This window comes from Escherichia sp. WS1152, assembly GCF_046487665.1.
GTDB classification, from domain to species: Bacteria; Pseudomonadota; Gammaproteobacteria; order Enterobacterales; family Enterobacteriaceae; genus Escherichia; species Escherichia coli.
Map to the genome: position 1 here is coordinate 297838 of NZ_JBJQJA010000005.1, position 22608 is coordinate 320445.

Below are 22608 nucleotides of genomic sequence, written 5' to 3' on the forward strand. Positions count from 1 at the left end.
CATGATTCAGCAGGAAAAGAACCATGTTTACTAAACGTCACCGCATCACATTACTGTTCAATGCCAATAAAGCCTATGACCGGCAGGTAGTAGAAGGCGTAGGGGAATATTTACAGGCGTCACAATCGGAATGGGATATTTTCATTGAAGAAGATTTCCGCGCCCGCATTGATAAAATCAAGGACTGGTTAGGAGATGGCGTCATTGCCGACTTCGACGACAAACAAATCGAGCAAGCGCTGGCTGATGTCGACGTCCCCATTGTTGGGGTTGGCGGCTCGTATCACCTTGCAGAAAGTTACCCACCCGTTCATTACATTGCCACCGATAACTATGCGCTGGTTGAAAGCGCATTTTTGCATTTAAAAGAGAAAGGCGTTAACCGCTTTGCTTTTTATGGTCTTCCGGAATCAAGCGGCAAACGTTGGGCCACTGAACGCGAATATGCATTTCGTCAGCTTGTCGCCGAAGAAAAGTATCGCGGAGTGGTTTATCAGGGGTTAGAAACCGCACCAGAGAACTGGCAACACGCGCAAAATCGGCTGGCAGACTGGCTACAAACGCTGCCACCGCAAACCGGGATTATTGCCGTTACTGACGCCCGGGCGCGGCATATTCTGCAAGTATGTGAACATCTACACATTCCCGTACCGGAAAAATTATGCGTGATTGGCATCGATAACGAAGAACTGACCCGCTATCTGTCGCGTGTCGCCCTTTCTTCGGTCGCTCAGGGCGCGCGGCAAATGGGCTATCAGGCGGCAAAACTGTTGCATCGATTATTAGATAAAGAAGAAATGCCGCTACAGCGGATTTTGGTCCCTCCAGTTCGCGTCATTGAACGGCGCTCAACAGATTACCGTTCGCTGACCGATCCCGCCGTTATTCAGGCCATGCATTACATTCGTAATCACGCCTGTAAAGGGATTAAAGTGGATCAGGTACTCGATGCGGTCGGGATCTCGCGCTCCAATCTTGAGAAGCGTTTTAAAGAAGAGGTGGGTGAAACCATCCATGCCATGATTCATGCCGAGAAGCTGGAGAAAGCGCGCAGTCTGCTGATTTCAACCACCTTGTCGATCAATGAGATATCGCAAATGTGCGGTTATCCATCGCTGCAATATTTCTACTCTGTTTTTAAAAAAGCATATGACACGACGCCAAAAGAGTATCGCGATGTAAATAGCGAGGTCATGTTGTAGCGATGATGAGAATTGTCGGCGTCGCATCAGGTAACTCAGCACAACCACCTGATGCGATCAAAAGCCTTATCCGACCGACAAGTCGGATAAGGCTCGAGGAAATACAATTACATATGCGCCGCGATTAACCGTTGGTTATCCTGGTACATTGCGAACAGGTAGTTGTTATAACTCTTCCCTTTGGTCGAGTAGCCCTTCAGCTTGTGAATCATCGCTGTGGCAGTCACTTCCTGATCAGCTTTACGCAGCTGCGCACGCGATTTACGGAACGAAGAGTAAGCCGGATGCGTATTGAGGTTAGTGACATAGGCGCTCACCGATTCTTTGACAGAACTAAACTGTGAGTACCCTTTCACTTTACCCGGCGCATTGGTACAACGTCCTTTCATGCATTTCATGCCGAAAAGATTGTTGTTGTTGCGCGCCAGCTTCGACGTTCCCCAACCGCTTTCTGCTGCAGCCATCGTCGCCACCATACTGGTAGGGATAATGTCTACGCGTTCAAGCAAGGTATTCCACGGGATTTTTCGCGTATTACCAGACCACTTCACCTTGTAGCGTTTGGCGATGTCTTTCAGACGCGCACGCTCAGCAGGTGACCATTGGCCCTGATACTGTTTTGAAATCAGCCAGTTACGTTCTGCAGTAATGGCTGCATTTTGGCTGGTAATGTAAGGCATTACGGTCCGGAGAAACGCCTTTTTCCTTGGTGTTCCGGAAGGGTATTTTCGCAAATCAGGAAGTGAACTACTCTTTGCACTATTGCGAGAATACTCTTGTTTACTGCTTACCTGTTTATTACTAGCTTTAGTTAAGTGGGACTTTTGACTCGCTGTTGTTGTGTGCGTCTTCGCTAACACCTCACTCGAAAACACCAGAGTGAGTAACATAAGAATCATCGCCCCATATCGTCGTATGGGAGTCAAAATCATCAGGTCTCCTGGTCGGATTTAATCATTCCAACACCTTATATTTTTCACAAATTTGAGAGTTGAATCTCAAATCATATCAAAAATAGCTGTCAAGAGCACCCCAAGGAATAGTCCAAATCTGAAACTATGTCACGTGTTAACGATTCAGATTGGCGCTAAATCGCAGAAAATGTGGGGTTTATCGCAAAATTCAGCCGTTTTTTGCGCGAGATCGCTCACCCTTGCTTCTCATCCTGTGGACTTACCGCTCAGGGATGAGTTTTGTATGGCTTATCGCTGGCAAACTGTCTGAAATCGCAGCAATAAGGACTCATCCGCCATGAAACTCGCCGCCTGTTTTCTGACACTCCTTCCTGGCTTCGCCGTTGCCGCCAGCTGGACTTCTCCGGGGTTCCCTGCCTTTAGTGAACAGGGAACGGGAACATTTGTCAGCCACGCGCAGTTGCCCAAAGGTACGCGTCCACTAACGCTAAATTTTGACCAACAGTGCTGGCAGCCTGCGGATGCGATAAAACTCAATCAGATGCTTTCCCTGCAACCTTGTAGCAACACGCCGCCTCAATGGCGATTGTTCAGGGACGGCGAATATACGCTGCAAATAGACACCCGCTCCGGCACGCCAACATTGATGATTTCCATCCAGAACGCCGCCGAACCGGTAGCAAGCCAGGTCCGTGTATGCCCGAAATGGGATGGATTACCGCTCACGCTGGATGTCAGCGCCACTTTTCCGGAAGGAGCCGCCGTACGGGATTATTACAGCCAGCAAATTGCGATAGTGAAGAACGGTCAAATAACGTTACAACCCGCTGCCACCAGCAACGGTTTACTCCTGCTGGAACGGGCAGAAACTGACGCCCCTGCCCCTTTCGACTGGCATAACGCCACGGTTTACTTTGTGCTGACAGATCGTTTCGAAAACGGCGATCCCAGTAATGACCAGAGTTACGGACGTCATAAAGACGGTATGGCGGAAATAGGTACTTTTCACGGCGGCGATTTACGCGGCCTGACCAACAAACTGGATTATCTCCAGCAGCTGGGCGTCAATGCTTTGTGGATAAGCGCCCCATTTGAGCAAATTCACGGCTGGGTCGGCGGCGGTACAAAAGGTGATTTCCCGCATTATGCCTACCACGGTTATTACACACAGGACTGGACGAATCTTGATGCCAATATGGGCAACGAAGCCGATCTACGGACGCTGGTTGATAGCGCGCATCAGCGCGGTATTCGTATTCTCTTTGATGTCGTGATGAACCACACCGGCTATGCCACGCTGGCGGATATGCAGGAGTATCAGTTTGGCGCGTTATATCTTTCTGGTGACGAGCTGAAAAAAACGCTGGGTGAACGCTGGAGTGACTGGAAACCTGCCGCCGGGCAAACCTGGCATAGCTTTAACGATTACATTAATTTCAGCGACAAAACAGGCTGGGATAAATGGTGGGGAAAAAACTGGATCAGAACGGATATCGGCGATTACGACAATCCTGGATTTGACGATCTCACTATGTCGCTGGCCTTTTTGCCGGATATCAAAACCGAATCAACGACCGCTTCTGGTCTGCCGGTGTTCTATAAAAACAAAACGGATACCCACGCTAAAGTCATCGACGGCTTTACCCCTCGCGATTACTTAACCCACTGGTTAAGTCAGTGGGTCCGCGACTATGGGATTGATGGTTTTCGAGTCGATACCGCCAAACATGTTGAGTTGCCCGCCTGGCAGCAACTGAAAACCGAAGCCAGCGCCGCGCTTCGCGAATGGAAAAAAGCTAACCCCGACAAAGCATTAGATGACAAACCTTTCTGGATGACCGGTGAAGCCTGGGGCCACGGCGTGATGCAAAGTGACTACTATCGCCACGGCTTCGATGCGATGATCAATTTCGATTATCAGGAGCAGGCGGCGAAAGCAGTCGATTGTCTGGCGCAGATGGATACGACCTGGCAGCAAATGGCGGAGAAATTGCAGGGTTTCAACGTGTTGAGCTACCTCTCGTCGCATGATACCCGCCTGTTCCGTGAAGGGGGCGACAAAGCAGCAGAGTTATTATTATTAGCGCCAGGCGCGGTACAAATCTTTTATGGTGATGAATCCTCGCGTCCGTTCGGTCCTACCGGTTCTGATCCGCTGCAAGGTACGCGTTCGGATATGAACTGGCAGGATGTTAGCGGTAAATCTGCCACCAGCGTCGCGCACTGGCAGAAAATCAGCCAGTTCCGCGCCCGTCATCCCGCAATTGGCGCGGGCAAACAAACGACACTTTCGCTGAAGCAGGGCTACGGCTTTGTTCGTGAGCATGGCGACGATAAAGTGCTGGTCATCTGGGCTGGGCAACAGTGACTTTTCCGGCTTCCCGTTAGTCAGTACCTCGGGAAGCCGCCAACCAGGATAAAATGTCAGCCCTAATCAGCGTTGCAGGATAAAGCACCACTCACTCTTCAACAGACTGATTTGCACCCCAGCAAATGTAGCGTTATTGTTACCTTCCTTGCTACAGAGTTCGACAGATATCCCGCTATGACATTCTCCCTTTTTGGTGACAAATTTACCCGCCACTCCGGCATTACGCTGCTGATGGAAGATCTGAACGACGGTTTACGCACGCCTGGCGCGATTATGCTCGGCGGCGGTAATCCGGCGCAGATCCCGGAAATGCAGGACTACTTCCAGACGCTACTGACCGACATGCTGGAAAGTGGCAAAGCGACTGATGCACTGTGCAATTACGACGGTCCACAGGGGAAAACGGAGCTACTCACACTGCTTGCCGGAATGCTGCACGAGAAGTTGGGTTGGGATATCGAACCACAGAATATTGCACTAACAAACGGCAGCCAGAGCGCGTTTTTCTACTTATTTAATCTATTTGCCGGACGCCGTGCCGATGGTCGGGTCAAAAAAGTGCTGTTCCCGCTGGCACCGGAATACATTGGCTACGCTGACGCCGGACTGGAAGAAGATCTGTTTGTCTCTGCGCGTCCGAATATTGAACTGCTGCCTGAAGGCCAGTTTAAATACCACGTCGATTTTGAGCATCTGCATATTGGCGAAGAAACCGGGATGATTTGCGTCTCCCGGCCGACGAATCCAACAGGCAATGTGATTACTGACGAAGAGTTGCTGAAGCTTGACGCGCTGGCGAATCAACACGGCATTCCGCTGGTGATTGATAACGCTTATGGCGTCCCGTTCCCGGGTATCATCTTCAGTGAAGCGCGCCCGCTATGGAATCCGAATATCGTGCTGTGCATGAGTCTTTCCAAGCTGGGTCTACCTGGCTCCCGCTGCGGCATTATCATCGCCAATGAAAAAATCATCACCGCCATCACCAATATGAACGGCATTATCAGCCTGGCACCTGGCGGTATTGGTCCGGCGATGATGTGTGAAATGATTAAGCGTAACGATCTGCTGCGCCTGTCTGAAACAGTCATCAAACCGTTTTACTACCAGCGTGTTCAGGAAACTATCGCCATCATTCGCCGCTATTTACCGGAAAATCGCTGCCTGATTCATAAACCGGAAGGAGCCATTTTCCTCTGGCTATGGTTTAAGGATTTGCCCATTACGACCGAGCAGCTCTATCAGCGCCTGAAAGCACGCGGCGTGCTGATGGTGCCGGGGCACAACTTCTTCCCAGGACTGGATAAACCGTGGCCACATACACATCAATGTATGCGCATGAACTACGTGCCGGAGCCGGAGAAAATTGAGGCGGGTGTGAAGATTCTGGCGGAAGAGATTGAACGCGCCTGGGCTGAAAGCCATTAATACGCTATTCCGGCGTTGAGAAACGCCGGAAAAACGTTTCAAACAGGCTGCTGCCGTAGCCGATGCCGCTGCACTTTCTCGACATCCATGCACTGCAACGCCTTTGTCGGGCAGGCTTCAACACAGGCCGGTCCCGTCGCCCGATGCCAGCACAGATCGCACTTAATCGCCCTCGCCTTTTTGCGCGAAGAAACGACCTCCATCGCACCAAACGGGCAAGCCAGCATACAGCTTTTACAGCCAATGCAACGTGATTGTTCAACGAAAATATGCCCATGTTCGCGGCTTATCGCGTCAACAGGGCAGACATTCGCGCACGGTGCATCTTCACACTGATGACAGGCTACTGCCGTGGTCCAGCTGTGGTCTTTAATAACACGAATACGGGAAATAAACTCGTCTGGTGACAACGCAGCGCAATCCTGATTCTCCTGATGCGACACTGCGCAAGCCACTTCACAGGTACGGCAACCGATACATTTCGTCGCATCCGCAATAATAAACCGGTTCATGATCACTCCTTTGCACTAAAACAGCAGAGTGCCAGAGAGCACGTCCCTACTGCTTTGATCCAACGAAGGAAATGTTAAAGTTTTGGCACTTGTCCAAAGCGTTATGTGATCGCGCCAAGGTCATCCCTGACAGTAAATCCCAGTTCATTAGAAATAGCCTGCGCGGTTTCACGCAGTGGTTTCAGGAGATTTTTCTCCCCCACCTGTTTCAGACGTGATGTCGAAAGCGAAATCGACACGGCACTACGAATTGATATGTTCCTTGCTGTAACGCCGCTTCCACGCTGCTGGCGTTAAACCGGTGTGTTTGCGAAAAATCTGCCGGAAATAGCCAACGTCATTAAACCCGCACAACGCCGCCACTTCCGTGAGCGATCGCGCTTCGCTAATTAACAGCTTTTCGGCTTCGCGCACCCGCTGGCGATGGATTGCTTCTGTTAACGTCAGATGAAACACCCGCCGGTAGACGCGCCCAAGATAATCGGCATTGCAGTACAGCTCGCGGGCCAGAAGCACCGTAGAAAGCGGGCGATGATATTGCGTGCGGATCAGTTTCTGCGCTTTCCAGGCAAGGGTGGTGCCTGCGCCATCGGCCTGTTCATCAAGACGCGCGTCACGGGTGAGCTGCTGCAAAATGAGCAGCACAATAAACTCCAGCGCCGGAGTGCGTTGATGCTTTTCCTGTTCGCTTAAGAACTGGCGAAACAGGGCCACCAGCGCCTGCGGATCGACAACCTTCGTTTGTTGCGGCACGCTAAGATGAGTAAGCCAGCGAGGGTCGTTGTCCGGCGCTTTAACCTCAAAATGCAGCCAGTAAAATTTGAGATCGGCGGGAAAATCCTCCACCCCAACATGTTGTCGGTTCGGCCAGAGTAATAAACTCTCTCCCGCATCGACCAGAAATATCCGTTCTTCTTCCTGAATCGTTAATCGACCTTTTTCGACAAAGATAATTTCCCATGACTCCAGCCGCCTTGCAGGATGCCTCCCTACGCCACGGGAAATAAATAATCCACCATTTTGCACTTTAATCGGTAACGTCATGGATAATTCGAGCATTGATATGTAATTTCCCGCTTCTTCATTAATGACAAAACACATTACCTTTTGATTATTAATAAAAAACATTAATTTCACCTGATCCATTTCACACTTTTAAATTCAGGTCGGAATCGTCACCTTTTTTTACTCTTTTCTCGCCTTGTTGATATTCCCGTTCACGGCAGAATTAATCAGGTCATTTCAATAAAACTAAAAATTGCTCCCTATTCACGAGGAATATCTATGACCTCTACACCGATTACTACCGCTGATATCGCTAAAGGTAAAATTGACGATGCGTTATCGGTACGGGAAAAAATAGGCTACGGCCTGGGTGACGCAGGCGGCACCGTAATAACTTGCCTGATCATGAACTTTCTCACCTTTTTCTACACCGACGTTTTTGGATTAACTCCGGCGCTGGTTGGCACGCTGTTTATTGCACTGCGCGTGTTTGATGCCATCTCCGACCCGGTGATGGGCGTCATTGCCGACCGGACGCAAAGTCGCTGGGGGCGCTTTCGTCCGTGGCAGCTATGGATTGCCATTCCCATCGGCATTATCGGCATCCTGACGTTCACCGTGCCAGATGCCAGCATGGGAGTAAAAATCGCCTGGGCGTTCGGTACTTACCTGCTCCTTTCAGTCGGTTATACCGCCATCAACGTACCGTACTGCGCGCTGATCAACACCATGACCACCCGCCACAATGAAGTGATCTCCTGCCAGTCCTGGCGATTCGTTCTCTGTGGCGTAGCGGGATTTCTGGTTTCGGTAGGCTTACCGTGGATGGTAGATCTCTTCGGTCAGGGTAATGCCGCGCGCGGCTATCAATTGGGCGTCGGCGTGCTGTGCGCCATTGCCGTGGTGATGTTCCTGTGCTGTTTTTTCTGGGTTCGTGAACGGGTGCCACTCTCCACAATGGGGAAATTTACCCTGCGCGAACATCTTGCCGGGCTGCGGAACAACGACCAACTGCTGCTGATGCTGGTCATGTCTTTCCTGCTGATTAACGTCTTTAATATTCGCGGCGGTGGGTATATGTACTTCATTACCTACGTCTTACAAGGCAGCACGGGCTACACGTCGCTGTTCTTCACCATGGTCACCTTCGCCTCCATTATCGGCTCGGTGATTGTCAGCCCGTTAACGCGGCGTTTCGATACCGTCAAAATTTATTACTACACCAACCTGCTCCTCGCTGCACTGGCGGTGTTGATGTGGTTCCTGCCCTCCGGCCCGGCTTATCAAACGCTGTGGCTGGCGGTGATCCTCGGTAATGGCGTGATTCTTGGCTTCACATTGCCACTGCACTTCTCATTGATGGCCTTTGCCGATGACTACGGCGAGTGGAAAACCCGCGTACGTTCTTCCGGCATGAACTTCGCCTTCAATCTGTTTTTCATCAAGCTGGCCTGGGCCTCCAGCGCCGGGATCATCAGCCTGCTGTTTATTTTTGTCGCCTACCAGCCAGGCGTGGAAAACCAGACCACCAGTTCGCTTGGCGGGATCACGGCGATGGAAACATTACTGCCTGCGCTATTCCACCTGCTGCTGGCAGGGGCGATCCGCTTTTGCAAACTCAATAACCCTATGATGTCACGCATTGCTACCGACCTGCGTCAGCGTCATGTACAGCCTTAAGGAGCACAAGATGAACATTTCGGAAGTCGATCTGCATAAACTGACGGTCAGCGATCCGTTTCTCGGTCAGTACCAACAACTGGTCCGCGACGTGGTGATTCCTTATCAGTGGGATGCCTTGAACGATCGTATACCAGAAGCGGAACCCAGCCATGCGATTGAAAACTTTCGCATTGCCGCCGGACTTCAGGAGGGTGAATTTTACGGGATGGTGTTTCAGGACAGCGATGTCGCCAAATGGCTGGAAGCGGTAGCCTGGTCGCTGTGCCAGAAGCCAGACGCCGAACTGGAAAAAACCGCCGACGAGGTAATCGAACTGATCGCCTCCGCCCAATGCGAAGACGGCTATCTCAATACTTACTTTACGGTAAAAGCACCCGAAGAACGCTGGAGCAATCTGGCGGAGTGTCATGAACTTTACTGCGCAGGTCATCTGATTGAAGCTGGAGTCGCCTTCTTCCAGGCCACGGGCAAGCGGCGCTTGCTGGAAGTGGTTTGCCGTCTGGCCGATCATATCGACAGCGTGTTTGGTCCAGATGAAAGTAAGTTACACGGTTACCCTGGTCACCCGGAAATTGAACTGGCACTGATGCGTCTGTATGAAGTGACCGAAGAGCCGCGCTACCTGGCACTGACGAACTATTTTGTCGAACAACGTGGTGCGCAACCGCACTATTACGACCAGGAATATGAAAAGCGCGGGCAGACATCGCACTGGCACACCTACGGCCCGGCGTGGATGGTGAAAGACAAAGCCTACAGCCAGGCACATTTGCCCCTTGCGCAACAGCAAACCGCCATCGGTCACGCGGTACGTTTTGTCTATCTGATGACCGGCGTCGCGCATCTCGCGCGTTTAAGTCACGATGACAGCAAGCGTCAGAACTGCCTGCGGCTGTGGAACAATATGGCCCAGCGTCAGTTATATATTACCGGCGGCATTGGCTCACAGAGCAGCGGTGAAGCGTTCAGCAGCGATTACGATCTGCCGAATGACACGGTATACGCTGAAAGTTGCGCCTCCATCGGCCTGATGATGTTTGCCCGACGAATGCTGGAAATGGAAGGCGACAGTCAATATGCCGATGTGATGGAGCGCGCACTGTACAACACCGTGCTCGGCGGCATGGCGCTGGATGGCAAACATTTCTTCTATGTGAATCCGCTGGAAGTACATCCAAAATCGCTGAAATTCAACCATATCTACGATCACGTTAAACCGATCCGCCAGCGTTGGTTTGGCTGCGCTTGTTGTCCGCCAAATATCGCCCGCGTGCTGACCTCGATTGGTCATTATCTCTACACGCCGCGAGAAGATGCGTTGTATATCAACATATACGCAGGAAACAGCATGGAAGTGCCGGTAGAAAATGGCACGCTGCGCCTGCGGGTTAGCGGGAACTATCCGTGGCAGGAACAGGTGACGATTGCGGTCGAATCGCCCCAGCCGGTGCGTCATACACTTGCTTTACGTCTGCCGGACTGGTGCACACAGCCGCAGATCATATTGAATGGGGAAGAGGTCGAGCAGGATATTCGTAAAGGGTATTTGCACATTACCCGCGAATGGCAGGAGGGCGACACGCTGAATCTGACTTTGCCGATGCCAGTACGTCGCGTTTACGGTAACCCGCTGGTGCGTCACGTCGCCGGAAAAGTGGCGATTCAGCGCGGCCCGCTGGTGTATTGCCTGGAACAGGCCGACAACGGCGAGTCACTGCATAATCTGTGGCTGCCCACCGATGCGCCATTTACGACATTTGAAGGCAATGGATTGTTTAGCCATAAGATCTTAATCCAGGCACCGGGTTACCGGTATGAACAGAGCAATCCAGAGCAGCAACCGCTGTGGCATTACGACAGCGCGCCAGCCAAACGCCAGACGCAAACTCTGACCTTTATCCCGTGGTTTAGCTGGGCCAACCGGGGTGAAGGCGAAATGCGGATCTGGGTGAATGAGGAAAAGCATTGCCATCCGTAGGTTGGATAAGGCACTCGCGCCGCATCCAACGTAAGGAGCACATTGCCTGATGCGACGCTTAACACGTCTTATCAGGCATACAAGTCGGTGCGAGAGCGTAGGCCAGCCGCACCGACATCCACCGGTGAATTAAAAACGCCAGCTCACGCCGGTGACGAAGGTAAAACTCTCATTACGATCAATCATCGGGCTGTCGGTAATCTCTTCCGGCAGCTCGCTGTATCCTGCGCTCGCCATCAATACGACGTGCTCTCCTATCGGGTATTTTGCCGTCAGGCTGACATAGGGCACCCAGGCATCCTGCGCGGAATAACTTGCCAGACCGCTACGACGGGACTCACTCTCTGAAATGCCATAGTAATAGTCACTGAAATTCTCGTCATAATAGAGAACGCCCAGCGCAGGTGTCAGCGACAGACGACCTATCTGCATTTTGTGGAATACCGATAGCTCCCCCACCCAGCCGTTGCTGTTATCCAGAACGTCCGCAGCTGCAGAGGCTTTCACGGTTCCCCAACGCTCGTGGTGATACCAGGCAACCCCCGCCATAGCCGTACTATCACGCTTATCAAGCTGTTGCATGGCATAATCGTCATTATCGGCAGGGTCAAATTCCAGCGGCATCCAGGATGCGGTCAGGCTAAGTTCATTTTTTTCACTTTGCGACAGAATAAAACCTAACGTGGTCTGACGAACATAAAAAGTATCACCTTCATAGCTAATCAGCGGAATTGCCTTTGTATTTTCATTATAACCGCGATAAGGCGATTCATTATAAGCCGCACCAGCACCAATGGATAATTCAGAAGCAGTTGCGCTTGCCATAAAAGGCAACGCAAATAACGCCACAATATTGCGGTTAATTAACATGTCCGGTATTCCATTTTAAAATAAGATAAAAAAGAGTCGGCATAGTAATGCTTACAATTTCTCCGGTGCAAGATTCATATTTATATAGTAATATATAAAATTATATATAATTGGGCTGTTGCGATGACAAAATTACAACTTAAGTACCGGGAGTTAAAAATTATCTCGGTAATCGCTGCCAGTGAAAATATCAGCCATGCCGCGACTGTACTTGGCATCGCACAGGCCAACGTCAGCAAATATCTTGCTGATTTTGAATCAAAAGTGGGTTTAAAAGTCTTTGACCGAACCACCCGGCAGCTGATGCTCACACCTTTTGGTACCGCGCTGTTACCGTACATCAACGACATGCTGGACAGAAACGAGCAGCTTAATAATTTTATTGCAGATTATAAGCATGAGAAACGTGGTCGGGTCACCATCTACGCCCCAACCGGCATAATTACCTATTTATCCAAACATGTAATCGATAAAATTAAAGATATCGGTGATATCACCTTATCGCTAAAAACCTGCAATCTTGAGCGTAATGCCTTTTATGAAGGCGTCGAATTTCCTGATGACTGTGATGTTTTAATCAGCTACGCTCCACCAAAAGATGAATCGCTGGTTGCCAGTTTTATTACACAATATGCCGTAACCGCTTATGCCAGCCAGCGCTATCTTGAGAAACATCCTATTAGCCGTCCTGACGAACTCGAACATCACTCCTGTATTTTGATCGACTCGATGATGATCGACGACGCGAATATCTGGCGCTTCAACGTCGCCGGGAGTAAAGAGGTGCGGGATTATCGCGTGAAGGGAAATTACGTTTGCGACAACACGCAATCGGCGCTGGAGCTGGCACGAAATCACCTGGGGATTGTGTTTGCGCCAGACAAAAGTGTGCAGAGCGATCTGCAAGACGGCACGCTGGTGCCCTGCTTTCAGCACCCGTATGAATGGTGGCTGGATCTGGTGGCTATCTTCCGTAAACGGGAATACCAGCCCTGGCGGGTCCAGTATGTGCTGGATGAAATGCTGCGTGAAATTCGCCACCAGCTTGCTCAGTCGCAGCAATTGCGGCCTGAACAAGCGGCGGAAAGCGAAGATTAATGATCGAGATAAAGGTAATGCACCCAGCTGGTCATACGTAATAACACTTTGCGCATCACCGAGACATGGCTGAAATGATCAGAGTAGACCGCCACCTGGGCGTAAATACCGTCTGGTAAAGCGCTCAAATCAGTGTGCTCATTCAGTTCAATGGTCGCGATAACGCCATCTGAACCCGGCGCTGTGTTTAACGTCTGTAAGGTGCCGGTCGACTGATAAGCTCCGCCGGGAACAGCTGGACTAATGGCTGCCAGCTTACCGCTGAACACTTTGCCTGGCAGAGCGTTAAATACCACTTCCGCATCATCGCCGGGAGCCAGGCGCAGCAAGGAGTTCTGACGGAACTGCGCCACGATTTGTCGTTTCTGATCGGGTATAAACACCATCACCGGACGTAGCGGCAGCGACGCGGCATAGGTACCCGGACGAATCAGTACCTGGGTCACATAACCATCGCTCGGCGCACGCACTATCGTCTGCTCAAGGTTATATTTTGCTTCCGCGAGCTGCGCTTTCAGGCTGGCGATTTGAGAATGTTCACCCAACACCAGGCTATCCAGCTGGCTCTGGATCTGTTTTTGTTCCGCTGCCGATGACTTTACGGAGGCTTCCTGCGCCAGATAATTTTGCCGCGCCACATCGATATCGCGTTCTGAAAACGGGTTTACTTTCGCCTGGCTGCCGCGTGCGTAACGCTGATACTCTTTAGCGAATTTATCCCGCGTGGCCTTTGCCTGCTGAGTATTCGCCACCATCTCATCTAACTCTGCGCCCAACGCCCGCTGTTTATGTTCTGCGGTAACGATATCCGCCATCAGCCGATCCACCCGCGCCTGATAACGCGTCGGGTCCAGTCGAAATAGCACTTCACCTTTTTTAATCAGCGTATTTTTCTTATCCGTCACTTCAATCACCACACCAGTCACCTGTGGGACAACAGGAATAGAAATAACCGCTTTTTGCGCTTTAAAGGTATACGGATGGTTATAGTTCATTAACAGAATTAGACCGCTGACAATAAATATTCCACCCAAGGCCGCTGTGGGAATGGTCCATTTATTTACGGGAATTTTGAAGATCTTAAACATTGCCCATGCAAAAGCCACATAGGTCAAAATAATCAGTAAATCCATAAGTATTACTCGGCAGAAGAGGATTTGATGTCGGCGAGCTGTTTCTCCAGCCCGGCAATGCGCTGTTGCAGTTGCATAACGGATGAATCATGGCTTTGCATTCCCCATCCCCGCTCCGGGCGGTAAAGCGTGGCCCAAATCCACAAAAACGGCCAGATAACATGTAACGTAAAAAGACTCACCCAACCTGCAACATGAATGGCGTCGGCATGAGGATGATTACGTTTTTTAGCAATCAGGTAGGGAATATCATGTAAAATAATAATCCCATAGAATATCACCAGAAATACAAAAATAAGCACTCCCAGTGCAAAATAGTCCAGGAACATATTTCCCTCAGAGAATATAAAAAAGAACAATTAACGCATATTATGAAATGCCATGATGCAGTGCAATTTCCTTATTTATATAACGACATATTGTTTTTTATATACTTCCTGAAGTGTGCTGCCTGGCTTTTTAACAGGTCGAGGCTTATCATATTGAAATAATGGAACTATTGGCCAAATTTATGATTAAAAACCGTAAAACATCCACAATGCAGATTAAGCGTATTAAACCTTCAATAATCTACCGTTTATTGCTGATTGTCCTCGGAATACCAATGGTGATTTACGGTCTGGTTTGCCCGCTCACCATCGAAACGCGAGATTAAACTCCTGGCAAAACACGCCCCAGAAACGCACTTTTGTTGGCGTAGTCTGGGTTATTGCACACGTAGGTTTAAAACGTAAATTGTAACAACGTGCGCTTTGTTTATGCCGGATGCGGCGTGTACGCCTTATCCGGCCTACGGTCAGGTCCCCGTAGGCATGATAAGACGCGTAAGCGTCGCATCAGGCAATGAATACCCGATGCGACCAGCTTCTTACATCAGAACAGCCCCAACGGTTTATCTGAGTAGCTCACCAGCAGGCACTTGGTTTGCTGGTAATGCTCCAGCATCATCTTGTGGGTTTCGCGTCCAATGCCTGATTGTTTGTAGCCGCCAAACGCCGCATGTGCCGGGTAAGCGTGATAACAGTTGGTCCACACGCGCCCGGCCTGAATGCCGCGCCCCATCTTATAGGCCAGATTACCGTTGCGGCTCCAGACACCTGCGCCCAGGCCATATTGCGTATCGTTCGCCAGCTCCAGCGCTTCTTCCATCGTTTTGAAGGTGGTCACCGCCAGCACCGGGCCAAAAATCTCTTCCTGGAACACCCGCATATTGTTCTGACCAAACAGAATCGTCGGTTCAAGGTAGTAGCCGTCTTTCAGTTCGCCTTCCAGCAGCTTGCGCCGCCCGCCGGTGAGCACGTCTGCGCCCTCTTTTTTACCGATATCAATGTAGTTGAGGATGGTTTCCAGTTGCCCGTGAGAAACCTGCGCACCCATTTGCGTCACGCTGTCGAGTGGGTTACCGCTGCGAATGCTTTCGACACGGCGGATGGCGCGTTCCATAAAGCGTTCGTAGATTGACTCCTGCACTAAGGCACGACTCGGACAGGTGCAAACTTCGCCCTGGTTAAAGGCAAACAGTGCAAAGCCTTCCAGCGCTTTATCGAAAAAGGCATCTTCTTCATCCATCACATCAGCAAAGAAGATATTTGGCGACTTACCGCCCAGCTCCAGCGTCACCGGAATAATGTTTTGCGTTGCGTATTGCATAATTTGTTGGCCCACTTCCGTTGAGCCGGTAAACGCCACTTTGGCGATGCGTTTCGAGGTCGCCAGATATTCGCCAATTTCCCCACCTGCACCGTTGACCACGTTCACCACGCCCGGCGGCAGTAAATCACCGACGATTTCCATTAGCAGCAGTACAGAAAGCGGGGTAAGACGTGCGGGTTTCAGCACCACACAGTTGCCCGCCGCCAGCGCGGGAGCCATTTTCCAGCTCGCCATCAGCAGCGGGAAGTTCCACGGGATAATCTGCCCCACCACGCCTAACGGTTCATGGAAATGATAGGCCACGGTTTCGCTATCAACTTCACTGATCCCACCTTCCTGCGCCCGAATACACGAGGCGAAATAGCGGAAATGGTCAATCGCCAGCGGTACATCCGCAGCACTGGTTTCGCGAATGGGTTTGCCGTTATCCCAGGTTTCAGCTGTCGCTAACAGCTCGAGGTTTTGTTCCATTCGATCGGCAATCTTAAACAGAATCGCCGCACGATCCTGCACCGAGGTGTGCGCCCATTTATCTTTCACTTTGTGCGCAGCATCCAGCGCCAGATCGATGTCTCGTTTGCCCGAAGACGCCACTTCGCACAGCAGCTGCCCGGTCACCGGCGTCAGGTTCTGGTAATACTCGCCGTCGGCAGGGGCTACCCATTCGCCGCCAATAAAGTTGTCGTAGCGTGCTTTTAACTTAAGAGGAAAACCATACTCGCCGGGCTGAACACGTGCTGAAGGGGGATTGTTGGTCATGATCGTCTCCTTGCGGTGTGAGGTATAACAAGGGTAGACGTGACTGGCGAAATCTTCGCCAGTCGGTAACAGCTTTACGACAGCTATCACGAATTTACGGGCAAGGATTACAGAGATAGTTGAAAAAGCGGCTGACAATTTGCCAGCCGTTGTTGGAATGATGATTACATTGCGGCGCGATAAATCGCCACAATTTCTTCGTGAGTTGCCTGAATCGGGTTAGTAAAGCCACAGGCATCTTTCAGGGCATTAGTCGCCAGAACCGCGAAATCTTCTTCTTTCACATTCAGGTCGCGCAGGCCTGCCGGGATATCCACTTTCTTCGCCAGTTCACGGATGGCGTTAATGCAGGCTTCAGCACCTTCCGCGTCGTTTTTACCTGTCACGTTCACTCCCATTGCAGCGGCACAGTCACGCAGACGTGCAGCGGCGACTTTGCTGTTGAATACCTGAACATGCGGCAGCAGTACGGCGTTACATACACCGTGTGGCAGGTTGTAGAAACCGCCCAGCTGGTGCGCCATCGCATGAACATAACCCAGAGAAGCATTATTGAACGCCATACCGGCGAGGAACTGGGCATAAGCCATTGCTTCACGCGCTTTCGCATTACTGCCATCTTCAACGGCTAACGGCAGGTTTTCGGCAATCATGGTCACGGCTTTCAGTGCGCAAGCGTCAGTGATCGGCGTAGCGGCAATAGAAACATACGCTTCGATAGCGTGCGTTAAGGCATCCATACCCGTTGCGGCGGTCAGTGACTTCGGCATACCAATCATCAGAGAGGAGTCATTGACAGAAAGCAACGGAGTGACATGTTTATCAACAATCGCCATTTTGATATGACGCGCTTCGTCAGTGATGATGCAGAAACGGGTCATTTCAGAGGCCGTACCCGCCGTGGTATTGATGGCGATCATCGGCAGCTGCGGTTTTGCAGAGCGGTCAACGCCTTCGTAATCGCGAATATCGCCGCCATTGGCTGCCACCAGCGCAATACCTTTTGCGCAGTCGTGCGGAGAACCACCGCCTAAGGAGATCACGCTATCGCAATTATTTTCTTTAAGTAATTTCAAACCTGCGGCGACGTTTTCCGTGGTGGGGTTAGGTTGGGTGCCATCATAAATAATGCTAAAAATATTGCGTTCTTCCAGTGCTTTTTGCACATCGCCCGCCATACCTAATTTCGTTAACATACTGTCAGTGACAATCAATGTACGGCGAAACCCATATTCTGCCATCATATTCATTGCATCAGCCAATGAATCAGCGCCGATGACATTCACAGAAGGAATAAAAAAGGTTGAAGCTGCCATAACACACTCCTGAAAGTGTAAAAAAGGGCGGGCAGCTTACTGAGGATTTTCATTCGAAAATATGATCAGTATTATTGTTTAGCAAAATTAATCTAATAAAAAGCACATTGTATTCATTAAACAATGTGCTTTTTTTAAAATCATAAGAATTTTGTATTAATTTATTTTAAAACTTAATTAATCATTTCCTTATTTTTCCGGAAATAATAATGCGTCGCGCAATAAATGATCATTTCCGCGACGCCGCGTAAAGCCAATGCGGTCAAAATATTCCAGGATTTGAATCGCCAGTTTTCGCCCAACCCCTAAGCGATCGCGGAAATCCGCCGCGCAGGTTGAACCACATTCCTGATCGAGATCGCGGATCATATTGGCAAACTCGACAATCCGATCGTTACGGTAATAACGATCTTTGACGATCGCGGTAATTATCCCCTGTTGGGCCGCCTGGCGTAGCGTCAGACGCATTGCCTGCTCGTCGGTTCCCGTCTCTTTTGCCAGGTCACGCACCCACCACGGTTCGTCACCAAACAGCGGCTCTGCTTTATGCCAGATGGCCTGCTGCTCTTCGCTGAAGCCCGCTTTGTGATCTGGCAGATGCAGCCAGCCGTGATGGCTGTGGATGTCGCCGCTTTCGCGCATTTTTTCAATCAGCAGCAGTACCAGCGCTTCATCTTCCATTGGCAACGCCATACGTCGCAGACGTTCGCGCCCAGGACCAGGTTCATCGCGATGTTGCTCATGATAAGTCGCTAATGTGTCAAGAATTTTCCGCTGCCAGCGGGCGGCAACTGGCGCATTCAACAAGCTATAACCAGCCTGAATATAGCCCGGCTGTTGCAGCAGTTCGCGCATCCCTTCGCCGTTGAGCTGGCGCGCCCAGGCGAAATCCGCAAGGTTAACCGCTCCGCGTTCCAGATGAACAGATAACGCATCGGCATCGCTCTGCGCCCGTGCAAGAGACGCCAGCCATTGCAGATATTCCGGCTTACGTTTACCGCGACGCGGCGGGTTAAGCATCACCACACGCGCCCCCGCCAGCGTATTGCGGGCCGAGATATCGCGCAACACTAAGCGATCGTTATCCGCCAGCCGCAGCGGCGTGTCGAACACCAGCTCGGCAAGGTTATCTTCCAGCAGCGAAACGCGTCCCGTAACGTGGCTGGCGGCGTGGTGAATATGCAGCGGCTGCCACTGGGTCAGCGGCGTATGGGTTTGAAGCTCGACAATCACCCGCGTGAACGGCTCTGGCGGCACATCGGCAAGCAGCCAGTCGCCACGGTTAATCTGCTCTTTTTCCGCATCCCCCGCGATGTTAAGCGCGATACGCTGCCCGGCATGAGCGGTTTCTGTTGGCTGGTTTTGCGCATGCAGCGCACGCACGCGCATCGGTTTATTTACACCAGTCAGCCATAGTGAATCGCCTACCTTCACTTCCCCGCTTAACGCCGTACCGGTGACGACCAGCCCGGCACCTTTTACGGTAAATGCGCGGTCGATCGCGAGGCGGAAACTATGTTGGCTGGCGTGTTCACGTTCTGGTAACTGAAGCAGATGCTCGCGCAGGGCATCAATTCCCCGACCTTCGGTTGCTGCGGTGATAAACAGTTTTGCCTCAGCAAAACCGTATTCCTGCAGCACCTCCTTTACCTGGCGTTCAACCTCATTAACACGCGCTTCGTCCACGCGATCGGCTTTGGTCAGCGCCACTGTCAGCATCGGGTTACCGGTCAGCTGCAAAATCGCCAGATGCTCACGGGTCTGTGCCATCACGCCGTCATCGCACGCCACCACCAACAGCGCGTGATCGATACCACCAACGCCCGCCAGCATGTTGGAAAGAAACTTTTCATGACCGGGTACGTCGATAAAACCAGGCACACGACCATCCGGCTGCGGCCAGTAGGCATAGCCGAGATCGATGGTCATGCCGCGCTTTTTTTCTTCCGGCAGACGATCGGCATTTACGCCAGTAATCGCCTGCAATAAGGTTGTTTTGCCGTGGTCAACGTGTCCGGCAGTCGCAATAATCATTTCAACAACATCTCCAAAAACCGTTGCTCATCTTCAAGGCAGCGTAAATCCAGCCACAATCGTCCGTCATAAATACGACCAATCACCGGCACTGGCAATTCACGCCAGCGGGCGGCTAATGACTCAAGGTGGCTACCGCGTCCATCATGGGGTGTAAACGTTAATGCCGCGCTCGGCAGGCGATCAACCGGCAGCGAACCACTGCCAATCTGCGAAAGACATGGCATAACCTGTACCGCAAACTCCGCGCCGTAATGTGCGGCAAGGGGAGCCTGTAAACGTTGTGCCTGGATTTGAATGACCTCTGCGCTGCGGGTAAGCAGGCGCAGGGTCGGTAATTTTTCACTCAGAGCTTCAGGGTGTAAATAAAGACGCAACGTGGCTTCCAACGCCGCGAGGGTCATTTTATCCGCGCGTAATGCACGTTTCAGCGGGTGGCTTTGCAGGCGGGCGATCATCTCTTTTTTACCAACGATAATTCCTGCCTGCGGCCCGCCTAACAACTTGTCGCCGGAGAAACTCACCAGACTGACGCCCGCCGCAATCAACTCCTGCGGCATTGGCTCTTTCGGCAAACCGTACTGGCTAAGATCGACCAGCGAGCCACTGCCTAAATCAGTCACTACGGGAACATCCAGCTCTTTGCCGAGCGCCACCAGTTCAGCTTCGTCTATCGCTTTGGTGAACCCCTGAATGCTGTAGTTACTGGTATGTACTTTCATCAACAGTGCGGTATTTTCATTCACCGCCTGACGATAATCATTCGCGTGCGTGCGGTTGGTGGTCCCTACTTCGTGTAGGGTGCAGCCTGCCTGACGCATAACATCGGGAATACGAAACGCGCCGCCAATCTCCACCAGTTCGCCGCGAGAAACCACCACCTCTTTCCCGCTGGCAGTGGCCGCCAACATCAATAACACCGCCGCCGCATTGTTATTAACGATACAGGCATCTTCCGCGCCGGTAATGCGGCACAGCAGCTGCGCCAGCGCCCGATCGCGATGTCCGCGTCCGGCGTCGTCCAAATCGTACTCGAGGGTCACTGGCGAACGCATAGCCTGCGCAACGGCTTCCACCGCAGCTTCCGCCTGTAAAGCTCGCCCAAGATTGGTATGCAGCACGGTTCCCGTCAGGTTGATCACCGGACGCAGCGCGCTCTGCGCCTCTTTCGTCAACCGGGCATCGACTTCTTGCGCCCAGTTTTCACACCACGCGGGCAGCATCTGGCTGTCACGAATCACTTCTCGCGCTTCGTCAAGCATCTGACGCAACAATTCCACCACGCGGGTGTGACCATAAGTATCACGCAAAGAAAGGAAGGAGCTATCGCGCAATAAGCGATCAATAGCCGGAAGTTGACTATAGAGGGAACGCGTTTCGGTTGTCATAGGAAACCTGGCTGATCAAGGCCCTCTCACACGGAGAAGGGCGTTTAACATAACCACGGATTGTAACGTGAGATGGGTCAGGAGGACATATCGCGCATCAAGCCTTTGGCGGTTCGGTGCGAGCAAAACTTTCGCGGCTAAACAGGTTTTCGACCAGTTTGACTAAGTGTGGGCGGTCGACACACCAGCCTGGCGCAACGCGGCGGAAATTGAGATATCCGACGGCACAGGCAATGGCGATAGTCGCCAGATTGACCGTATCGGTTTTAAGTGTGCCATCGACCAGATATCCTTCCAGCACATCCAGACTACGGTTGATTTTCTCCCGCTGGCGTAACAATTCATCTTCAGACTGCTGCGCCGCTGGACGCGCCTGTTCACGCACCGATACCAGCCCGGCATCCATAATGCCATCCGCCAGCGCCTCAATTTTGCGCACCCGCAACGACTCCAGCGGATCGCGCGGTAACATCGCCGGAGCGACATTCATTAATTCAATATATTCAGCGATGATCGGCGAATCAAACCAGCATTCGCCCTCTTCGGTCACCAGCACCGGCACTTTTCCTAACGGGTTAAATTGCGCCACGCCGTTGTCCGCGTTATAGGGCAGTTCATTAATAAATTCGAAAGTTATGCCCTTTTCTAACAACAGAATAGAAAGTTTGCGTACAAACGGGCTGGTGTAGCTACCGACGAGTTTCATGCCGAGTCCTTTGTGCGAGGAAAAATATCAGTATGGCCTGGTGATGGGAAAAAGGGCAGAAAATGTTGATGGTTTGTTACTTCCAAATAAATCACATATTTATCATGGTGATATAAATATTTTCCTAATTGTTTCTATCTGATGGATATCTCACTTAAGGCTTTCTTATAAATCTGTAGGGTTTTGCCTGGAAGCAGACAAATAACTCGATAAAACAAGGATGAGCAGATGAGCGGAAAACCGGCGGCGCGTCAGGGCGACATGACGCAGTATGGCGGTAGCATTGTTCAGGGTTCAGCCGGGGTGCGCATCGGTGCCCCAACCGGTGTGGCCTGTTCGGGGTGCCCCGGCGGAGTGACGTCCGGCCATCCGGTCAATCCCCTGCTCGGTGCAAAGGTCCTTCCCGGTGAAACCGACATCGCCCTGCCCGCCCCGCTGCCGTTCATCCTCTCCCGCACCTACAGCAGTTACCGGACAAAAACGCCCGCGCCGGTGGGGAGCCTCGGCCCCGGCTGGAAAATGCCTGCGGATATCCGCTTACAGCTGCGCGATAACACA

At 51.5% G+C, this 22608-nt stretch carries 19 protein-coding genes and 1 pseudogene; 8 read left to right on the plus strand and 12 right to left on the minus strand.

Annotated features, from left to right (window positions below):
- Window positions 1-23 precede the first annotated feature (23 nt).
- On the plus strand, window positions 24-1202 hold the full coding sequence (gene xylR / locus ACJHW7_RS10965; protein ID WP_000494484.1) for a D-xylose utilization transcriptional activator XylR: 1179 nt from the start codon (window positions 24-26) through the stop codon (window positions 1200-1202).
- A gap of 107 nt (window positions 1203-1309) precedes the next feature.
- Here xylR and ACJHW7_RS10970 read toward each other — a convergent pair whose 3' ends face one another.
- The gene (locus ACJHW7_RS10970; protein ID WP_001297957.1) at window positions 1310-2134 is read right to left on the minus strand and encodes a protein bax; all 825 of its coding nucleotides are present in this window, start codon (window positions 2132-2134) and stop codon (window positions 1310-1312) included.
- A gap of 319 nt (window positions 2135-2453) precedes the next feature.
- Here ACJHW7_RS10970 and malS point away from each other — a divergent pair, with 319 nt between their 5' ends.
- Together malS and avtA are read left to right on the plus strand one after the other, a co-directional pair.
- Window positions 2454-4484 carry an alpha-amylase gene (gene malS / locus ACJHW7_RS10975; protein ID WP_021557313.1) on the plus strand — a complete coding sequence of 677 codons (2031 nt, stop codon included), beginning with the start codon at window positions 2454-2456 and terminating at the stop codon, window positions 4482-4484.
- A 177-nt stretch (window positions 4485-4661) separates the two neighbouring features.
- Window positions 4662-5915 (plus strand): valine--pyruvate transaminase, encoded by a 1254-nt coding sequence (avtA, locus tag ACJHW7_RS10980; protein ID WP_000144337.1) that lies wholly within the window; start codon window positions 4662-4664, stop codon window positions 5913-5915.
- Window positions 5916-5953: 38 nt separating this feature from the next.
- Here the strand turns inward: avtA and ACJHW7_RS10985 are convergent, their stop codons facing one another.
- The 3 genes and pseudogenes from ACJHW7_RS10985 to ACJHW7_RS10995 form a co-directional block, all read right to left on the minus strand.
- A complete protein-coding gene (locus tag ACJHW7_RS10985; RefSeq protein WP_001296520.1) occupies window positions 5954-6427 on the minus strand; it encodes a 4Fe-4S binding protein in 474 nt (157 codons plus the stop codon).
- Window positions 6428-6528: 101 nt separating this feature from the next.
- A pseudogene (locus ACJHW7_RS10990) lies at window positions 6529-6669 on the minus strand (IclR family transcriptional regulator C-terminal domain-containing protein); the annotation flags it as partial.
- A gap of 1 nt (window position 6670) precedes the next feature.
- Window positions 6671-7486, minus strand: a complete 816-nt coding sequence (locus ACJHW7_RS10995) for an AraC family transcriptional regulator (RefSeq protein ID WP_024227191.1) — start codon at window positions 7484-7486, stop codon at window positions 6671-6673.
- Between the two features lie 225 nt (window positions 7487-7711).
- Here ACJHW7_RS10995 and ACJHW7_RS11000 point away from each other — a divergent pair, with 225 nt between their 5' ends.
- Window positions 7712-9112, plus strand: a complete 1401-nt coding sequence (locus ACJHW7_RS11000; RefSeq protein WP_000204815.1) for an MFS transporter — start codon at window positions 7712-7714, stop codon at window positions 9110-9112.
- A 10-nt stretch (window positions 9113-9122) separates the two neighbouring features.
- Window positions 9123-11093, plus strand: a complete 1971-nt coding sequence (locus tag ACJHW7_RS11005) for a glycoside hydrolase family 127 protein (protein ID WP_021557315.1) — start codon at window positions 9123-9125, stop codon at window positions 11091-11093.
- 129 nt (window positions 11094-11222) lie between these two features.
- On the opposite strand, the gene ACJHW7_RS11010 is transcribed toward ACJHW7_RS11005, so the two are convergent.
- Window positions 11223-11963 (minus strand): MipA/OmpV family protein, encoded by a 741-nt coding sequence (locus ACJHW7_RS11010; protein WP_001592887.1) that lies wholly within the window; start codon window positions 11961-11963, stop codon window positions 11223-11225.
- A 123-nt stretch (window positions 11964-12086) separates the two neighbouring features.
- Here ACJHW7_RS11010 and ACJHW7_RS11015 point away from each other — a divergent pair, with 123 nt between their 5' ends.
- Entirely contained in the window at window positions 12087-13061 is a 975-nt protein-coding gene (locus ACJHW7_RS11015; RefSeq protein ID WP_000164033.1) for a LysR family transcriptional regulator, read from the plus strand.
- On the opposite strand, the gene ACJHW7_RS11020 is transcribed toward ACJHW7_RS11015, so the two are convergent.
- Window positions 13058-14194, minus strand: a complete 1137-nt coding sequence (locus ACJHW7_RS11020; RefSeq protein ID WP_021557316.1) for an HlyD family secretion protein — start codon at window positions 14192-14194, stop codon at window positions 13058-13060. The two genes, ACJHW7_RS11015 and ACJHW7_RS11020, sit on opposite strands and share 4 nt — an antisense overlap.
- Window positions 14195-14199: 5 nt before the next feature.
- Complete coding sequence (locus ACJHW7_RS11025) at window positions 14200-14523, minus strand: DUF3302 domain-containing protein (RefSeq protein ID WP_000478195.1); 324 nt, start codon at window positions 14521-14523, stop codon at window positions 14200-14202.
- A 182-nt stretch (window positions 14524-14705) separates the two neighbouring features.
- On the opposite strand from ACJHW7_RS11025, the gene ACJHW7_RS11030 reads away from it, so the two are divergent.
- Window positions 14706-14849 carry a hypothetical protein gene (locus ACJHW7_RS11030; protein ID WP_152936587.1) on the plus strand — a complete coding sequence of 48 codons (144 nt, stop codon included), beginning with the start codon at window positions 14706-14708 and terminating at the stop codon, window positions 14847-14849.
- Between the two features lie 218 nt (window positions 14850-15067).
- On the opposite strand, the gene aldB is transcribed toward ACJHW7_RS11030, so the two are convergent.
- The 5 genes from aldB to ACJHW7_RS11055 all read right to left on the minus strand — a co-directional run bounded on the left by aldB (window position 15068) and on the right by ACJHW7_RS11055 (window position 22050).
- A complete protein-coding gene (gene aldB, locus ACJHW7_RS11035) occupies window positions 15068-16606 on the minus strand; it encodes an aldehyde dehydrogenase AldB (RefSeq protein ID WP_001362511.1) in 1539 nt (512 codons plus the stop codon).
- Window positions 16607-16770: 164 nt separating this feature from the next.
- Window positions 16771-17922 carry an L-threonine dehydrogenase gene (gene yiaY / locus ACJHW7_RS11040; protein WP_000741486.1) on the minus strand — a complete coding sequence of 384 codons (1152 nt, stop codon included), beginning with the start codon at window positions 17920-17922 and terminating at the stop codon, window positions 16771-16773.
- Window positions 17923-18111: 189 nt separating this feature from the next.
- A complete protein-coding gene (selB, locus tag ACJHW7_RS11045; RefSeq protein WP_021557317.1) occupies window positions 18112-19956 on the minus strand; it encodes a selenocysteine-specific translation elongation factor in 1845 nt (614 codons plus the stop codon).
- Window positions 19953-21344, minus strand: coding sequence for an L-seryl-tRNA(Sec) selenium transferase (gene selA / locus ACJHW7_RS11050; protein WP_000206235.1), 1392 nt, complete (start codon window positions 21342-21344; stop codon window positions 19953-19955). Before selA ends, selB begins: the two co-directional genes overlap by 4 nt.
- Before the next feature lie 97 nt (window positions 21345-21441).
- A complete protein-coding gene (locus ACJHW7_RS11055) occupies window positions 21442-22050 on the minus strand; it encodes a glutathione S-transferase (RefSeq protein WP_000779792.1) in 609 nt (202 codons plus the stop codon).
- Window positions 22051-22278: 228 nt separating this feature from the next.
- Here ACJHW7_RS11055 and ACJHW7_RS11060 point away from each other — a divergent pair.
- Window positions 22279-22608 (plus strand): DUF6531 domain-containing protein (locus ACJHW7_RS11060; RefSeq protein WP_198583838.1); only part of this gene is annotated, 330 nt, incomplete at its 3' end.